The organism is Kitasatospora sp. NPDC008115, from assembly GCF_042957205.1.
In the GTDB taxonomy this organism is placed as follows: Bacteria; Actinomycetota; Actinomycetes; order Streptomycetales; family Streptomycetaceae; genus Kitasatospora.
The window spans coordinates 1-15,600 of sequence record NZ_JBIBHU010000057.1 but is presented as its reverse complement, the minus strand read 5'-3'; the positions used below and the strand labels follow the sequence as shown (position 1 = coordinate 15,600).

At 73.0% G+C, this 15,600-nt stretch carries 13 protein-coding genes; 3 read left to right on the top strand and 10 right to left on the bottom strand.

All coding sequences use genetic code 11. The features are described 5' to 3' along the window. Nucleotides 1-346: 346 nt before the first annotated feature. Nucleotides 347-1,609, bottom strand: a complete 1,263-nt coding sequence (gene tyrS / locus ACFZBX_RS36345) for a tyrosine--tRNA ligase (protein ID WP_391538090.1) — start codon at nt 1,607-1,609, stop codon at nt 347-349. A gap of 304 nt (nt 1,610-1,913) precedes the next feature. On the opposite strand from tyrS, the gene ACFZBX_RS36340 reads away from it, so the two are divergent. Continuing rightward, nucleotides 1,914-2,450 carry an HNH endonuclease gene (locus tag ACFZBX_RS36340; protein WP_391538088.1) on the top strand — a complete coding sequence of 179 codons (537 nt, stop codon included), beginning with the start codon at nt 1,914-1,916 and terminating at the stop codon, nt 2,448-2,450. A gap of 108 nt (nt 2,451-2,558) precedes the next feature. On the opposite strand, the gene ACFZBX_RS36335 is transcribed toward ACFZBX_RS36340, so the two are convergent. From ACFZBX_RS36335 to ACFZBX_RS36310, 6 genes are all read right to left on the bottom strand, one after another. Beyond that, complete coding sequence (locus ACFZBX_RS36335; RefSeq protein ID WP_391538087.1) at nt 2,559-4,349, bottom strand: PQQ-binding-like beta-propeller repeat protein; 1,791 nt, start codon at nt 4,347-4,349, stop codon at nt 2,559-2,561. 88 nt (nt 4,350-4,437) lie between these two features. Continuing rightward, nucleotides 4,438-4,740, bottom strand: coding sequence for a 4a-hydroxytetrahydrobiopterin dehydratase (locus tag ACFZBX_RS36330; protein WP_391538086.1), 303 nt, complete (start codon nt 4,738-4,740; stop codon nt 4,438-4,440). A 132-nt stretch (nt 4,741-4,872) separates the two neighbouring features. Further along, on the bottom strand, nt 4,873-5,631 hold the full coding sequence (locus ACFZBX_RS36325; RefSeq protein ID WP_391538085.1) for a sulfite exporter TauE/SafE family protein: 759 nt from the start codon (nt 5,629-5,631) through the stop codon (nt 4,873-4,875). 166 nt (nt 5,632-5,797) lie between these two features. Then, the gene (locus ACFZBX_RS36320) at nt 5,798-6,856 is read right to left on the bottom strand and encodes an SPFH domain-containing protein (RefSeq protein WP_391538084.1); all 1,059 of its coding nucleotides are present in this window, start codon (nt 6,854-6,856) and stop codon (nt 5,798-5,800) included. A gap of 10 nt (nt 6,857-6,866) precedes the next feature. Continuing rightward, nucleotides 6,867-7,289, bottom strand: coding sequence for an NfeD family protein (locus ACFZBX_RS36315; RefSeq protein WP_391538083.1), 423 nt, complete (start codon nt 7,287-7,289; stop codon nt 6,867-6,869). Between the two features lie 175 nt (nt 7,290-7,464). Beyond that, a complete protein-coding gene (locus ACFZBX_RS36310) occupies nt 7,465-8,256 on the bottom strand; it encodes an ABC transporter ATP-binding protein (RefSeq protein ID WP_344333919.1) in 792 nt (263 codons plus the stop codon). 150 nt (nt 8,257-8,406) lie between these two features. Here ACFZBX_RS36310 and ACFZBX_RS36305 point away from each other — a divergent pair, with 150 nt between their 5' ends. Next, entirely contained in the window at nt 8,407-9,204 is a 798-nt protein-coding gene (locus tag ACFZBX_RS36305) for a hypothetical protein (RefSeq protein ID WP_391538082.1), read from the top strand. A gap of 3 nt (nt 9,205-9,207) precedes the next feature. Here ACFZBX_RS36305 and ACFZBX_RS36300 read toward each other — a convergent pair whose 3' ends face one another. The 3 genes from ACFZBX_RS36300 to ACFZBX_RS36290 all read right to left on the bottom strand — a co-directional run bounded on the left by ACFZBX_RS36300 (nt 9,208) and on the right by ACFZBX_RS36290 (nt 13,854). Then, a complete protein-coding gene (locus ACFZBX_RS36300) occupies nt 9,208-9,858 on the bottom strand; it encodes a response regulator (protein WP_380763282.1) in 651 nt (216 codons plus the stop codon). Beyond that, nucleotides 9,851-10,948, bottom strand: coding sequence for a GAF domain-containing sensor histidine kinase (locus tag ACFZBX_RS36295; RefSeq protein ID WP_391538089.1), 1,098 nt, complete (start codon nt 10,946-10,948; stop codon nt 9,851-9,853). Before ACFZBX_RS36295 ends, ACFZBX_RS36300 begins: the two co-directional genes overlap by 8 nt. 299 nt (nt 10,949-11,247) lie before the next feature. Next, complete coding sequence (locus ACFZBX_RS36290) at nt 11,248-13,854, bottom strand: FHA domain-containing protein (RefSeq protein ID WP_391538081.1); 2,607 nt, start codon at nt 13,852-13,854, stop codon at nt 11,248-11,250. A 337-nt stretch (nt 13,855-14,191) separates the two neighbouring features. Between ACFZBX_RS36290 and serB the strand changes: the two genes are divergently transcribed. Continuing rightward, complete coding sequence (gene serB / locus ACFZBX_RS36285) at nt 14,192-15,466, top strand: phosphoserine phosphatase SerB (RefSeq protein ID WP_391538080.1); 1,275 nt, start codon at nt 14,192-14,194, stop codon at nt 15,464-15,466. Nucleotides 15,467-15,600 lie beyond the last annotated feature (134 nt).

Here is a 15,600-nt window from a genome sequence, read left to right as displayed (position 1 = left end):
TCAGGCGGCTTTCACACCGGCCCTCCGGGCGCTTCGTTCTTTCGTGTTTCCAGCTTATCAGACGTTTTCCGCTCCGTTTTCCGGAGTTTCATTCATCCGATTTCCCCGAACTGGCCGGGGTCGCTTTCCGCAACGCCCTCCACATTAGCGCATTCCGAGTGTCACTCGAAATTCATGCTCTGCGCAGTGACGCGCTGAGTGGGTGGCCGCTTCAGCGACTCGTTCAACACTAGGCCACCTGGAGGACATCGTCAAACATCAGGGGCAGGATCCGGCTGGATCCTGCCCCTGATGGGTAAAGCCGCAGGTCAGCGGCCTCGCGTTCCGGCCATCACGGCCGGTTCGATCACTTGGTCAGCTCGGCCGCGGCCAGGTTCCGCTTGCCGCGGCGCAGGACCAGCCAGCGACCGTGCAGCAGGTCGGCCTCGGCCGGCACCGCCTCCTCGTCCGTCACCTTGGCGTTGTTGAGGTAGGCGCCGCCCTCCTTGATCGTCCGGCGGGCGGCCGAACGGCTCGGGGAGAGACCGACGGCGACCAGCAGGTCGACGACCGACTGCAGCTCGGTGACCGCGGCCTTCGGGACCTCGGCGAGCGCGGCGGCCAGGGTCGGGGCCTCCAGGTCGGCGAGGTCGCCCTGGCCGAACAGCGCCTTGGAGGCGGCGACCGCGCGCTCGTACTGGTCGGCGCCGTGTACCAGGGTGGTCAGCTCCTCGGCGAGGGCGCGCTGGGCGAGGCGGGCGGCCGGGCGCTCGGTGGTCTCGCGCTCCAGTTCCTCGATCTCCTCCTTCGAGCGGAAGCTGAAGATCCGCAGGAAGTTGGGGATGTCCCGGTCGTCCGCGTTCAGCCAGAACTGGTAGAAGGCGTACGGGGTGGTCAGCTCGGGGTCGAGCCAGACCGTGCCGGACTCCGTCTTGCCGAACTTGGTGCCGTCGGCCTTGACGATCAGCGGCGTGGCCAGCGCGTGCACCGACTTGCCGTCGGCCTTGCGGATGAGGTCCGCACCGGCGGTGAGGTTGCCCCACTGGTCGCTGCCGCCGGTCTGCAGGGTGCAGCCGTAGCGGCGGTTCAGCTCCAGGTAGTCCATGCCCTGGAGGATCTGGTAGCTGAACTCGGTGTAGCTGATGCCCGCGTCGGAGTTGAGCCGTCGGGCGACGGCCTCCTTGGCGATCATGTTGTTGACCCGGAAGTACTTGCCGACGTCGCGCAGCAGGCTGATCGCGGACATCCCGGAGGTCCAGTCCAGGTTGTTGACCATGCGCGCCGCGTACGGGCCCTCGAAGTCCAGGAACCGCGAGATCTGCCCGCGCAGGCGCTCCACCCAGCCGGCCACCGTCTCGGGGTCGTTGAGCACACGCTCGGCGGTGGGCTTCGGGTCGCCGATCAGACCGGTGGCGCCGCCGACCAGGCCGAGCGGGAGGTTCCCCGCCTGCTGGATGCGGCGCATGGTGAGGATCTGGACCAGGTTGCCGAGGTGCACGCTGGGGGCCGTCGGGTCGAAACCGCAATAGAACGTGACCGGGCCGTCCGCGAACGCCTTGCGCAGTGCGTCCTCGTCGGTGGACAGGGCGATCAGCCCACGCCACCGCAGCTCGTCGACGATGTCCGTCACGGTCACGCTTCTCCTTCGGTCGGGCGTCCCCACCCGGTGCGGGCCCGGTTCGGTCGGGCCCCGGTGCGGGACGACTCCAGCGTTGTAGAGCCTACGCGGTCGGGGCCAGCGAGTTTTCGCCGCATTGGCGCGGACGCGCCGCACCGGCCCGTGTTCCGACGTGGGCATGCCCCTCCGTGACACCGGAAATTCCGTTGTTCGACAACCGGGAGCCCCTTCACAGTGGTCCCACCGCCGCGCGGCGGCAGTGACGTGTGTGAGGACGGTCGTGCCGCCGTGGCACGCCCGCGGAAGGGTGGCCGAGGTGCGCAGCACGCTGGTTCTGAACGCAAGCTACGAGCCGTTGACGACGGTGTCGCTCCAGCGTGCCGTGGTCCTGGTGCTCCAGGACAAGGCCGTGGTCGAGCAGGCGCACCCCCTGCGCACCATGCGCGGAACCGGGGTGAGCGTACCGGTGCCGCGGGTGATCAGACTCCAGCGCTACGTACGGGTGCCGTTCCGACAACAGGCTCCGTGGTCCCGCCGCGGGGTGCTCGTCCGGGACCAGCACCTGTGCGCCTACTGCGGGCGGCGGGCCACCACGGTGGACCACCTTCAGCCCAGGTCTCGCGGTGGCGGGGACAGTTGGCTGAACACGGTGGCCGCCTGCGCGGAGGACAACCAGCGCAAGGCGGACCGGACGCCGGAGCAGGCGGGGATGAAGCTGCTCCGCAAGCCGTTCGTCCCGACGCCGCAGGCCACGCTGATGATGGCGCTGGGGCTGCGGGTCTCGGACCTCCGGGAGCTGGCCGACTGGCTGCCGGCCCAGGGCGTCGGTACGCCCGCGCCGTCGGCCGCCTGAGCCGGCGCACGAGTCCGCGGTCCGGGGGCCAGGGGGGAATCAGGGGGGGGAATCAGGGGGAGCCGGGCCGGGGGCCGACGGGGGGTCGGTCCCCGGCCCGGCGCGCGGTCATTCCTTGGCCTGGAAGGCCGTCGCCGTGCCGAAGTTCGTCGAGTGCTCGGGGACGGCGACGACCCGGCCGCCGCCGATCAGGACGCGGCCGGAGACCAGCAGCGAGCCGGTGCCGGGCGGGAAGCCGCCGCCGACCGTCTCCTGCCCGCCGTCCAGGGCGAAGCGGCTGAGGTGCGCCGGCTGGTCGAGGCGTTCGTCGACGGCGACCACCAGCGCGCCGCCGTCCACGGCGACGGCCCGGGCCGCGCCCTTCTCCCGGGCGGTGGTCCGCCAGCGCTGCTTGCCGGTGTCCAGGTCGTAGCCGACCACCGCGACCGGCCCGCCGGCGCCGTTCGCCGAGGCGGCGGGGGTGATCGTGGTGACCATCGTGCGGTCGTGGAAGAAGACGCCGGGGGTGGCCGAGAACGATCCATGGGCGACGTCCAGCCGGCCGTCGGCGTCGGCGACCGGGATCCCGGTGGCGGGGTCGCCGGCCGGGCCCCAGGCGAACACCCGGTCGTCCTCGGGCTTCTCTCCGGTGGTGAGCAGGACGGGCGGCTCGGCGGAGAGCACGGTCGCCGTCTTCGGCCGGTTGTCGAGGCCGCGCCACCAGGTCACCTTGCCGTCGGCGGTGTTCAGCGCGACGGCCTGGTCGACGGGGGTGGAGTCGGCGCAGGTGCTGGCGACCAGGACGGTCGTGCCGGCGACGCCGCCGGAGAGGGTGCAGAACTTGCCCTGGCCGGTGTACTGCCAGACGTCCGCGCCGTCGGTGGACTGCCAGGCGACGGCGTGGCTGTCGCCGATCGCGATCACCTTGTCGTCGGTGACGCCGACGCGCGCGCCGTAGGCGCCCTTGGCGTCGGTGAGCGGCTTGCTCCAGGCCGTCCGGCCGTCCTTGGTGTCGACGGCGGTGACCAGTGAGCAGGGGCTCTTCGGGTCGGCCTGGGGCCGGAACAGCACGGCGCCGAGGCCGGCCCGGTTGACGGTCGGCGACAGGCCGCACGGGACGGCGCCGGCGGCGGGCGGCTCCACCGCCCAGACGGGCTTGCCGTCCGTCGCGCCGTACGCGCGTACGCCGGAGGCGTCGGCGCGCACCACCGCGCCGTCGAGCAGCCAGCCGCCGACGAGGGTGTCGTCGCCGCCGGGCCGGCCGGCGTCGGCCGGGGCGGCCCAGGCCCGGGTGTGGGCGGCGGCGAAGCCGGGATCGCCGCCGGGGGCGTTGTCGGCGGAGTCGCCGCCGTCCTGGGCGCTCACCATCAGGCCGGCCGCGACCAGGACGGCGAGCGCGGCGAGCCCGGCGCCGCTGCGGATCAACAGGGCGCGCCGACCGGGGGTGTGCTCGGCCGCGACGACCGCGTCCGCGGCGGCGCGGGCCCGCCCGGCGAGGCCGGGCCGGGCGGCGCGGGCGGCGCGCCGGGAGGGGGCCGGTACGGTGGCCGCCGGCGCGGCTGCGGCTGCGGGGTCGGGCTCCGGTTCGGGTTCCGGCTCCAGGTGCACATAGCCGTCGTCGGTGTACTCGGCACCGGCGGGCAGGTACAGCTCCTCCCCCGCCGGCTGCTGCGGGACGACGACGTACGGCGCGTACTGCTGCTGGTCGTACGACTGCTGCTGGTGCTGGTGCTGCCCGTCGTAGCCGTAGGCGTCCGGGACGTAGGCGTCGGGCTGCTGCGGCACCTGGCCGTAGGGGTTGTACGGGTCGTACGGGAGGTAGGGGACGTCCTGGCCCTGCTCGCCCTGTTCGCCCGGCCAGGCCGGCTGCTGCGGGTACCAGGGCTGGGCGTGGCCGTCGCCGAGGGGTCCCTGCGTCATCCGTTCCGCCCCTCCCGGCCGCCTTCGCTGCGGCAGCCAGCATCTCACGGCGCCCGGAGCGGCCCGGAGGGGACGGTTCCGCGGGGCGTCAGCCGGCGGACTCGGCGGCCAGGGCCTCGTCGATCCGGGCGGCGAGGCCGAGGTCGAGGGCGGTGAGGCCGCCGGCGCTGTGGGTGGAGAGGGCGAAGCGCAGGGTGCGCCAGCGGATGTCGATGTCGGGGTGGTGGTCCATCGCCTCGGCGGCCGCGGCGACGGCGACGACCACCCGGATTCCGGCGGGGAAGTCCGGGGCGTCGGCGGTGCGGACGATGGTGTCGCCCTCGCGCGTCCAGTGCGGCAGGCCGGCCAGCCCGGCGGTGATCTCGTCCTCGGTCAGCCGTTCGCGGCTCATCGGCCCACTCCTGTCGCCGGTCGCTGTCGGTCCACGCGGAACGTGTGCGTGGACCGTGCGCGCCGAACGCGCACGGGTAGGACGATATAGAGGCCGGGCCGTCGGGCGCCCGCGACACCTCGAAGCGGGTCCTCAGTCGGTGAGCAGCTTGACCACGGCGGCCAGGCCGACGACCACGATGACGGCTCGCAGCGCCTGCGGCGGCATTCTGCGGCCGACCCGGGCGCCGATCACCCCGCCGACCAGCGAGCCGATCGCGATGAGGCCGGCGGCGGCCCAGTTCACCGTCGAGGTGAAGAGGAAGAACAGCGCGGCGACGCTGTTGACGATCATCGCGAGGGCGTTCTTGACCCCGTTGATCCGCTGCAGGTCCTCCTGGAGCAGCATGCCCATCAGGGCCAGCAGCAGCACGCCTTGGGCGGCGCCGAAGTAGCCGCCGTAGACGCCGGTGAGGAAGATGCCGGCGAGCAGCAGCACCCCGCCGTGCGGATCGCCGTCGGGGCGGCGGCGGGCGGCGACGGCCCGGGCGACCCGGGGTTGCAGCACCACCAGGACGAGGGCGAGCAGGATCAGCACCGGGACGACGGCGTCGAAGGCGGCGCTGGGCAGCTCGATCAGCAGGTAGGCGCCGAGGACGCCGCCGAGCAGTGAGGCGGTGCCGAACCGGAGGAGCCGGGCGCGCTGTCCGGCCAGTTCGCGGCGGTAGCCGATCACTCCGCTGAGCGAGCCGGGCACCAGGCCGAAGGAGTTGGAGACGTTGGCGGTGACCGGCGGGAGGCCGACGGCCAGCAGCACCGGGAAGGTGATGAGGGTGCCGGATCCGACGATCACATTGATCATTCCGGCGCCGACGCCTGCCGCCAGGACGGCGACCGCCTCCCAGACCGTCATGAGCCACCTCCCGTTGGGGTCCTGTCGCGGTGATCATGCCGGACGGACCGGCGGGGGTTCCAGGGGCGCCCGCCATTCGGGACGTACGACACAACCGGGGCCGGTACGCCCGAGGGCCCGGCCCCGTGCGGTACGGGGGCGGGCCCTCGGCGGAGCGCCGGTCCGGTCACTCCGGGTCGCTCTTGCGGTACTCGCGCAGCGGGTCGATCCGGGGCCGCGCGGACCCCTTGGTGTCGGTGTCCAGCGGGCGCGGGCCGGCGGCCGGGTCGATCGGGACCTGGGTGGAGGCCGGCGGGGCGGCGGGGGCGGCGCTGGGGGCGGCCATCGCGCTGCCGTTGGCACCGCCGCCGTTGCCGGTCAGGCCGGTGAACGCGCCGCCGAGGCCCTTGAGCGCGTCGCCGACCTCGCTGGGGATGATCCAGAGCTTGTTGGCGTCGCCCTTGGCCAGCTCGGGCAGGGTCTGCAGGTACTGGTAGGCGAGCAGCTTCTGGTCGGCGTCGCCCTGGTGGATCGCCTCGAAGACGGTCCGGATCGCGGCGGCCTCACCGTCGGCGCGCAGCACCGCGGCCTGGGCCTCACCCTCGGCCTTGAGGACCTCGGCCTGCTTCTCGCCCTCGGCGCGCAGGATCTGGGACTGCCGGTTGCCCTCGGCGGTGAGGATCGCGGCGCGCTTGTCCCGCTCGGCGCGCATCTGCTTCTCCATCGAGTCCTGGATGGAGGTCGGCGGCTCGATCGCCTTCAGCTCGACGCGGTTGACCCGGATGCCCCACTTGCCGGTGGCCTCGTCGAGCACCCCGCGCAGACCGGCGTTGATGACCTCGCGGGAGGTGAGAGTGGATTCGAGGTCCATCGAGCCGATGATGTTGCGCAGCGTGGTGACGGTGAGCTGCTCGATCGCCTGGATGTAGCTGGCGACCTCGTAGGTGGCCGCCCGGGCGTCGGTGACCTGGTAGTAGATGACCGTGTCGATGTTGACGACCAGGTTGTCCTGGGTGATCACCGGCTGCGGCGGGAACGGCACGACCTGCTCGCGCAGGTCGATCCGGTTGCGGACGCGGTCGATGAACGGGACGACGATGTTCAGGCCGGCGTTGAGCGTCCGGGTGTAGCGGCCGAAGCGCTCCACGATCGCGGCGCTGGCCTGTGGGATGACCTGAATCGTCTTGATCAGCGCGATGAAGGCCACCACGACCAGGACGACCAGGACGATAAGGACGGGTTCCACGGACTCTCCCCTAGACGACCAGGGCGGTCGCGCCCTGGATTTCGACGACGTCGACCTGCTCCCCCGGCTGGTACACCTGCTCGGGGTGGAGCGCGCGGGCCGACCAGATCTCGCCGTTGAGCTTGATCCGGCCGCCCTCCGCGTCGACCCTTTCCGCGACGACCGCGGTGGCGCCCTTGAGCGCCTCGATGCCCATCTTGATCTGCGGGCCCTTCCGCAGTGCCCGGTAGGCGATCGGGCGGACGGCGACCAGTTGCGCGACCGAGGCCGCGACGAAGGTCAGGACCTGCCAGACCGGGTCGGCGCCCAGTCCCGCGACGCCGGCCGCGACGAGCGCGCCGACCGCGAACATGGCGAGTTCCGGCATCGCCGTGATCACCAACGGTATGCCGAGGCCGACGGCGACCAGAAGCCACCAGATCCAGCTGTCCACGTGTCCATCCTAGGGAGGGAAGGGCCTTCGAGGCGGTCAGTTCCCGCAGGTGGAGGGGCGGAAACCGGTCGCACGTGCGACCGGTTCCGGTTCGACGGGTTCGGCGGAGGTCCGGCGGGCCCGCGCGGGCGCCCCGGCAGGGGTCCCGCCGGGTCCGTCCGGAGCCGATGCGGGGTCAGCCCAGCGGCAGGCCCTGGGCGGACCAGCGGTCGCCGTGGCGCTCCAGGGTCAGCGGCAGGCCGAAGCACTTGGAGAGGTTGCGGGCCGTCAGCTCGGTGTCGATCGGGCCGGCGGCCAGCACCTTGCCCTGACGGATCATCAGGACGTGGGTGAAGCCGGGGGCGATCTCCTCGACGTGGTGGGTGACCATCGCCATGGCCGGCGCGAACTCGTCCTGGGCCAGGGCGCCGAGGCGGCGCACCAGGTCCTCGCGGCCGCCGAGGTCCAGGCCGGCGGCCGGCTCGTCGAGCAGCAGCAACTCGGGGTCGGTCATCAGCGCGCGGGCGATCAGGGTGCGCTTGCGCTCGCCCTCGGAGAGGGTGCCGAAGCGGCGGTCGGTCAGGCCGGCCATGCCGAGGCGGTCGAGCAGGGCGAGCGCGCGGGACTCGTCGGACTGCTCGTAGGTCTCCTGCCAGGTGACGGTCATGCCGTACGCGGCGGTGAGCACCGTCTGGAGCACGGTCTGCTCGGCGGGCAGCTTGTCGAACATCGCGGCGCCGGCCAGACCGATCCGCGAGCGCAGCTCGAAGACGTCGACCTCGCCGAGCTTCTCGCCGAGGACGGTGACCTTGCCGGCGGTCGGGAAGAGGTACGAGGAGGCGATCTGCAGCAGGGTGGTCTTGCCGGCGCCGTTCGGGCCGAGGATGACCCAGCGCTCTCCCTCGGAGATGGACCACGAGACCTGGTCGACCAGCGCGCGCCCCTCCCGGACCACGGAAACGTCCACCAGCTCCAGCACGTCGCTCATGCCTACGCCTTCCCCAAAAAACAGATATCTCGGCCGTCGGTGCGGGCGGGCGGCCTACTCCGGCGGCCGGTGGGCACGGAGTGGGTGCGCCGCACACGCATGGGCAAACCTACGCCACGCGGATGGCCGCCGATTCCGTAGGCTGGCCGGATGCTCGCCACACCTGCCGACAATCCGTACGAAGAGCCCCGTTCGGGGCGGCTGGCCGCCTGGGGCAACGCCCTGCTGGCCGGTCTGGTGCCGCCCGACAACGCCGCCGCGGCGGTCCTGGGGGCCGACGAGAGCCACCGGGTGACCGGTCTTCCCGGGGACGGTCCGGACGAGCGGCACGGGCTCACCTGGGCGCTGGGGCGGCTGCGGGTGCTGGGTGTGAAGGGCCTGCGGCTGGCACTGCCGTCGGCCGGGCACCCGCTGGGGCTGACCGGGCCGGCGCCGTTCAACGAGCGGGCGATGGCGGCCGGCGAGGCGGTGCTGGCGGTCGGGGTGCCGCTGGGGCTGGTGCCCGAGGTGGAGGTGTTCGGCCCGGCCGGGGACCGGTCGGCGATCGTGCTGTGGCGCTGCTCCGAGGTGAACGACGCGCCGCCGGCCGATGTGCCGTCGCTGCACGAGGCCGAGTTCGAGCTCGCGGACGGGCTGCGCCGGGCGACCGCGCTGCTGACGCGGCTGGACGTGGCCGGGGCCGGGCCCGAGGCGCTGCGGGCGCTGGAGGCGTACCGGCGGCGCGGCCACGACGAGCTGCTCGCGCCGGGCTACCCGCCGCGGGCGGTGCGGGTGCTGGAGTCGGCGCGGCAGGTGGCGGCGCTGCTGTCGATCGCCTCGGGCGGCCACGGCGCGGCGGTGAGCGCCTCGGAGATCGCGGCCCGGCAGGAGGCGCTGGCGCCGCTGTGGCGCACCGCCCGCCGGGCCCAGGTGGCGGCGTACAACGCGTTGGTGGACGAGAAGGGGTAGCCGCTAGCGGGTCTCGCCGTGGCGGACGGCCCAGAGGGCGGCCTGGGTGCGGTCGGCGAGGTCCAGCTTCATGAGGATGTTGGAGACGTGCGTCTTCACCGTCTTCTCGGACAGGTGGAGGCTGCGGGCGATCTCCCGGTTGGACCGGCCGTCGGAGATGTGGCCGAGCACCTCGCGCTCGCGCTCGGTCAGGGTGCCGCCGCGGCCCTGCGGGGGGCGCGGGCCGTCGTCGGCGAGCAGCGCCTCGGCGAGTTCGGGCTGGAGCAGCACGTGGCCGGCGTGGACCGAGCGGATCGCGCCGGCCAGCGCCTCGGGGTCGACGTCCTTGTAGACGTACCCGGCGGCGCCGGCCCGCAGTGCGGGGACCATGGTGCGGTGCTCGGTGAAGCTGGTGACGATCAGGATCCGGGCCCGGCTGCCCTCCTCCTTGAGCGTGCGCAGCGCCTCGATGCCGTCGACGCCGGGCATCTTGAGGTCCATCAGCACCACGTCGGGGTCGAGGGCGCGGGCCCGGTCGACGCCCTCGGCGCCGTCGGCGGCCTCGCCGACCACCTCGATGTCGTCCTGCACCTCCAGGAAGGTGCGCAGGCCGCGGCGGACCACCTGGTGGTCGTCGACCAGCAGGACGCGGATCGCGGGCGCGGTGTCAGGCACCGGGGACCTCCATCTCGACGACCGTGCCCTTTCCGGGGGCGGAGTCCAGGGTGAGCCGGCCGCCGACGGCGGCGGCGCGGTCGCGCATCGAGGCCAGGCCGAGGTGGCGGCCGGCCCGGCGGACCGACTCGGGGTCGAAGCCCCGGCCGTTGTCGCTGATCCGCAGCACGGCGCCGCGGGCGGGCGTGCCCGCCAGGGTGACGGTGACCCGGCGGGCCCCGGAGTGGCGCAGCGCGTTGTGCAGGGCCTCCTGGGCGACCCTCAGCATGGCGGCCTCCTGGGCCTGCGGCAGGGCGCGGACCCGGTCGGCGGCGTAGGCGATGTCGGCGGCGTGGGCGCGGTCGAGGACCTGCACCTGGGAGGCGAGGGTGGCGCTCAGGCCGTCCTCCTCCAGGGCGGCGGGGCGCAGTTCGACGACGACGGCGCGCAGTTCGTCGGCGGCCTCGGCGGCGAGCCGGGCGACCTCGGCGAGTTCCTCGCGGGCGCGGGCCGGGTCGCGGTCGACGAGCTTGGCGGCGGCCTTGGCGGTGAGGCGCAGCGAGAAGAGCTTCTGCGAGACGGCGTCGTGCAGGTCGTGGGCGATCCGGGCGCGTTCGCCGGCCAGGGTCAGTTCGCGGCTGCGCTCGTAGAGGCGGGCATTGGAGAGGGCGAGCGCCGCGTGGGCGGCGAGTATCCGCAGGAGTTCCTCGTCGTGGTCGGTGAATCCGCCGCCGCCGTGCTTGTTGGCGAGGTAGATGACGCCGAGCGCGGCGGGTTCGTCCTCGGCGTGGTCGGGGTCGACGATCGGCATGCCGAGGAAGGCGCCGAGTTCGGGGTGGGCGTCGGGCCAGCCGCCGAAGGCGGGGGCGTCGCGAACGTCGTCGAGCCGGACCGGGCCGCTCTCGTGGAACATCTCGGCGAGCACGCCGTGCTGGCGGGGCAGCGGGCCGATGGCCTTCCACTGCTCGTCGGTGACGCCGTCGACGACGAACTGGGCGAAGCCGCCGTGGTCGTCGGGGACGCCGAGGGCGGCGTACTCGGCGCCGAGCAGACGGCGGGCGGAGGCGGTGATCCGGCGCAGGACCTCGCGGACCTCCAGGTGGCGGCTCATCGCGAGCAGGGCCTGGCTGACGGCCTCGATGCCCGCGAGGCAGGGTTCGCAGGCGGGCAGGGCGCCGTCGGGCGGCGGGCCGACCGGGATCCGGTCGACGGGCGGCGATCCGGCGTGCCGGTGGTCGCTTGGCACGGTGGGCATGACGCCAACCTACCGCCGTGCGCGTGGCCGGCGCGTCCGTCCCGGGCCCGGCACGGCCCAGGTCCGCGGTCCTAGGCCACCCCACCCGGGAAACGCCGCGGGGGCGGCCCTCCCCGGGTGGGGTGGGCCGCCCCCGCGGGCGGTGCGGCGGGCGGTCAGCCCTTCTGCATGACCTCGGGCTCGTGGCGGCGCTGGAGGCGGGTCACCACGATGCCGATGAGGACCGACATCACGATCAGGATTCCGGCGTCGAACCAGAACTGGCCGGCGTTGTGGCCCCAGATCGCGTCGTACTCGGGGTTCTGGAAGTCCTTGTTCCAGGGGCCGAGCAGGTGCGAGAGGTCCAGCGTGGTGGCGACCATGCCGGTGCCCCAGCGGGCCGGCATCAGCCAGGCGAACTGCTCCAGGCCGGGCTTGGAGAAGACCTGGAAGAGGCAGCCGGTGAAGACGACCTGGATGATCGCGAACATCACCAGCAGCGGCATGGTCTTCTCGGCGGTCTTGACCAGCGCGGAGATCGCCAGGCCGAACATCATCGAGGCGAAGCTGAGCAGGATCAGGCCGAGGCTCATCTCCAGGATCGGCAGGCTCTTGACGACCAGGCCGTCGGTGGGCAGCTTGCGCGGCAGGAAGCCGACGGCGGAGATGATCGCGCCCTGGATCACGCTGAAGAAGCCCAGCACGATGATCTTGGACATCATGTACGCCGAGCGGGAGAGCCCGGTGGCCCGTTCGCGTTCGTAGATCGCCCGTTCCTTGATCAGCTCGCGGACCGAGTTGGCCGCCCCGGAGAAGCAGGCGCCGATCGCCAGGATCAGCATGATCGTCGCGGCCCCGCTGTTCAGCCCCATCTGGCTCTTGGGGTTGGGGGCCAGGCCGGCCTCGTTCGGGATCAGCACGCTGACCGCGCCGAGCACCGCCGGCAGCAGGATCGACAGTGCCAGGAAGCCGCGGTCGGAGGCGAGCACCGAGACGTAGCGGCGGATCAGCGTCCACAGCTGCGAGCCCCAGCTCTGCGGCTTCGGCGGGCGGACGGCCTCCTGCACGATCTGCGCGGACTGCACCGGCTGCACGGCGCCGGAGTCCACGTCGGCCGAGTACTGCTGGTAGTGCACCGAGCCCCGGTAGCGGCCGGCCCAGTCGTGGTCCGGGTAGTTCTCGAAGGCCTGGAAGATGTCGGCCCAGGTCTCGTACCCGAAGAAGTGCAGGGCCTCGTCCGGCGGGCCGAAGTACGCCACCGAGCCGCCCGGCGCCATCACCAGCAGCCGGTCGCAGAGCGCGAGTTCGGCCACCGAGTGGGTGACGACCAGGATGGTGCGGCCGTCGTCGGCGAGGCCGCGCAGCATCTGCATGACCTCGCGGTCCATGCCCGGGTCGAGGCCCGAGGTGGGCTCGTCCAGGAAGATCAGCGAGGGCTTGGTGAGCAGTTCCAGGGCGACCGAGACGCGCTTCTGCTGGCCGCCGGAGAGCGCGGTGATCCGGTTGTCGGCGCGCTTGTCCAGGCGCAGCTCGTAGAGCACCTCGTCGATCCGCGCCTCGCGCTCGCGGGCCTCGGTGTCGCCGGGGAAGCGCAGCCGGGCCGCGTACTTGAGGCCGGTGCGGACGGTCAGCTCCTTGTGCAGGATCTCCGACTGCGGCACCAGGCCGATCCGCGAGCGCAGCTCGGCGAACTGCTTGTAGAGGTTGCGGCCGTCGTAGAGGACGTCGCCGCGGTCGGCCGGGCGGTAGCCGGTGAGGGCGCGCAGCAGGGTCGACTTGCCGGAGCCGGACGGACCGATGACCGCGACCAGGGACTTCTCGGGGACGCCGAAGCTGACGTCGTTGAGCAGGATCTTCTTGCCGCCCTTGTGCTCGACCTCGACGGTCAGGTGGCGGGCGGAGAAGGAGACCGCGCCGGTGTCGACGAACTCCTGGAGCTGGTCGCCGACCAGCACGAAGCTGGAGTGGCCGACGGTCAGCCGGTCCTGGGCGCCGATCAGCTGGCGCTCGACGCGCTGGCCGTTGAGGAAGATGCCGTTGTGGCTGCCGAGGTCGACGATCTCGTAGCGGCCGTCCGGCAGCTGGCGCAGCTCGGCGTGGTGGCGGGAGACCTGGAGGTCGGAGACGACGATGTCGTTGTCGAGCGCGCGGCCGATCCGGATGGTCTTCATGCCGGCGGTCAGGTTGCGGATGATCGTCGGCTGCGGGCCGCCGTCGTGCTCGGCGGGCGACGGCTGCGGGAAGCCCTGCTGCTGCGGGAACGGCTGCGCGTGCGGCGGCTGGGCGTGCTGCGGCGGCTGGACGTGCTGCTGTTGCGGCCACTGCTGCTGGTGCGGCGGCTGGGCGGCCTGCGCCTGCGGCGGGTAGGGCTGCTGCGCGGCCGGGGCCTGCCACTGCTGCTGCGGCGGCTGGGCGGCGTGCGGCTGCGGGGCGGGGCTGCGGCTGGTGGTCGCCTCGTGCCAGGCCTGCGCCTGGGCGGCGGGCTGGGCGGCCGGCGCGGAGAAGGCGAGCCGGGGGCCGTTCTCGGCGTTGCCGAGGTTGACCACGGCGCCCGGGAACAGCTGCGCCTGCATCGTGCGGGCGCCGCCGGTGTAGGTGCCGTTGGTGCTCCCGTGGTCGTCCAGCTGCCAGCCGGCCCCGTTGAAGGAGATGGTGGCGTGCTGCCAGGAGACCCGCGCGTCGTCGAACTGGAAGTCCGACTGCGGGTTGCGACCGATGGTGTAGGACCGCCCGGGTTCCAGGACCCGCTGCTGTCCGTTGATCTCGATGACGAGTTGCGGCACTGCTCGTCTGCCCCGCTCTCTCGGTTCCCCCGATGGTGCGCCCCGGTCAGGTGGGGGCGAAATGATCGTGAATCTGACGGGGGAATCATTCCAGCCCGCCGGGCGCGGGTGAAAGCCGCCCCCGCGGACTGTGACCAGGCGGCAACGATTCGCGGACCGCCCTTGTACGACCGGCTCCGCCGCAGGTCCGCGCGCCGCTCCCGGAGGCGGCCCGGGGGCCGGCCGGCGGGTCGGCCGGGGGCCTGTCCGGGGGCGGTCGGAGTGCCCGTCCCGAGGCCGTCCACGACCCGGACGGGTGCCGTCGCCGCGCCGGGCTGCGGGTAGCGTGGGAGGCACCATGAACGCATCGCCCTTGGCCGCCGAGCCGCTCACCGCCCCGCAGCCCCGGACCGAGGACGGGCGCACCCTGCTCGTCAAGGTGTTCGGCAAGGACCGTCCCGGTATCACCACCGGGCTCTTCGCCACCCTGGCCGGGTACGGCCTGGAGGTCGTCGACATCGAGCAGGTGGTGACCCGGGGCCGGATAACGCTGTGCGTCCTGGTCACCGCCCCCGCCGCGCCCGGCGCCGAGGGCGGCCTGCGGGCCCTCGTGCACCGCTGGGCCGAGGACCAGAAGCTCCAGGCCGAGATCATCTCCGGCATCGGCGACAACCGGCCGCGCCGCGAGGGCCGCTCGCACGTCACCGTCCTCGGCCACCCGCTGACCGCCTCCGCCGTCGCCGCGCTCACCTCCCGGATCACCGAGTCCGGCGGCAACATCGACCGCGTCTTCCGGCTCGCCAAGTACCCGGTGACCGCCGTCGAGCTGGCCGTGTCGGGCGTGGCCACCGAGCTGCTGCGCGCCGAGCTGGCGCTGGAGGCGGCCACCCAGCGGGTGGACGTCGCGGTGGTGGCGGCCGGGCTGGAGCGGCGGGCCAAGCGGCTGGTCGTCATGGACGTCGACTCGACGCTGATCCAGGACGAGGTGATCGAGCTGTTCGCCGCCCACGCGGGCTGCGAGGCGGAGGTCGCCGAGGTGACGGCGGCGGCGATGCGCGGCGAGCTGGACTTCGCCGAGTCGCTGCACGCCCGGGTGGCGCTGCTGGCCGGGCTGGACGCCTCGGTGACCGACAAGGTCCGCTCGGAGGTGCGCTTCACCCCGGGCGCCCGCACCCTGATCCGCACGCTCCAGCGGCTGGGCTTCCAGGTGGCGGTGGTGTCCGGCGGGTTCACCCAGGTCACCGACCACCTGGTGGAGCAGCTGGGGCTGGACTTCGCGGCGGCGAACACCCTGGAGGTGGTGGACGGGAAGTTCACCGGCCGGGTGGTCGGCGAGATCGTCGACCGGGCGGGCAAGGCGCGCTGGCTGACCCGGTTCGCCGAGCAGGCCAAGGTGCCGCTGGAGCAGACGGTGGCGATCGGCGACGGCGCCAACGACCTGGACATGCTGAACGCCGCCGGGCTGGGCGTGGCGTTCAACGCGAAGCCGGTGGTGCGGCAGGCCGCCGACACCGCCGTGAACGTGCCGTTCCTGGACACCGTGCTGTACCTGCTCGGGATCACCCGCGAGGAGGTCGAGGCGGCCGACGTCCTGGACGGTCAGGCCGAGGACGGCGCTCCGGCGGCCGGCTGACGGCCCACGTGGCGAAAAACCGAGGGGCGTGCGGACCTGCTTGGGTTCTAGGAGTCGTTGCAACACCCCAGCTCAGGGGATGCATTGGACTTCGAGATCCGTAGGGACAGGACGCCTCAGGGTCCGCGGAAGCT

What these genes read in the sequence shown, in the direction of transcription:
- ACFZBX_RS36335 (WP_391538087.1), bottom strand. Translation starts at nt 4,349, where the DNA reads ATGACGCAGGGACCCCTCGGCGACGGCCACGCCCAGCCCTGGTACCCG.
- ACFZBX_RS36330 (WP_391538086.1), bottom strand. Translation starts at nt 4,740, where the DNA reads ATGAGCCGCGAACGGCTGACCGAGGACGAGATCACCGCCGGGCTGGCC.
- ACFZBX_RS36325 (WP_391538085.1), bottom strand. Translation starts at nt 5,631, where the DNA reads ATGACGGTCTGGGAGGCGGTCGCCGTCCTGGCGGCAGGCGTCGGCGCC.
- ACFZBX_RS36310 (WP_344333919.1), bottom strand. Translation starts at nt 8,256, where the DNA reads ATGAGCGACGTGCTGGAGCTGGTGGACGTTTCCGTGGTCCGGGAGGGG.
- ACFZBX_RS36305 (WP_391538082.1), top strand. Translation starts at nt 8,407, where the DNA reads ATGCTCGCCACACCTGCCGACAATCCGTACGAAGAGCCCCGTTCGGGG.
- ACFZBX_RS36295 (WP_391538089.1), bottom strand. Translation starts at nt 10,948, where the DNA reads ATGAGCCGCCACCTGGAGGTCCGCGAGGTCCTGCGCCGGATCACCGCC.
- serB (WP_391538080.1), top strand. Translation starts at nt 14,192, where the DNA reads ATGAACGCATCGCCCTTGGCCGCCGAGCCGCTCACCGCCCCGCAGCCC.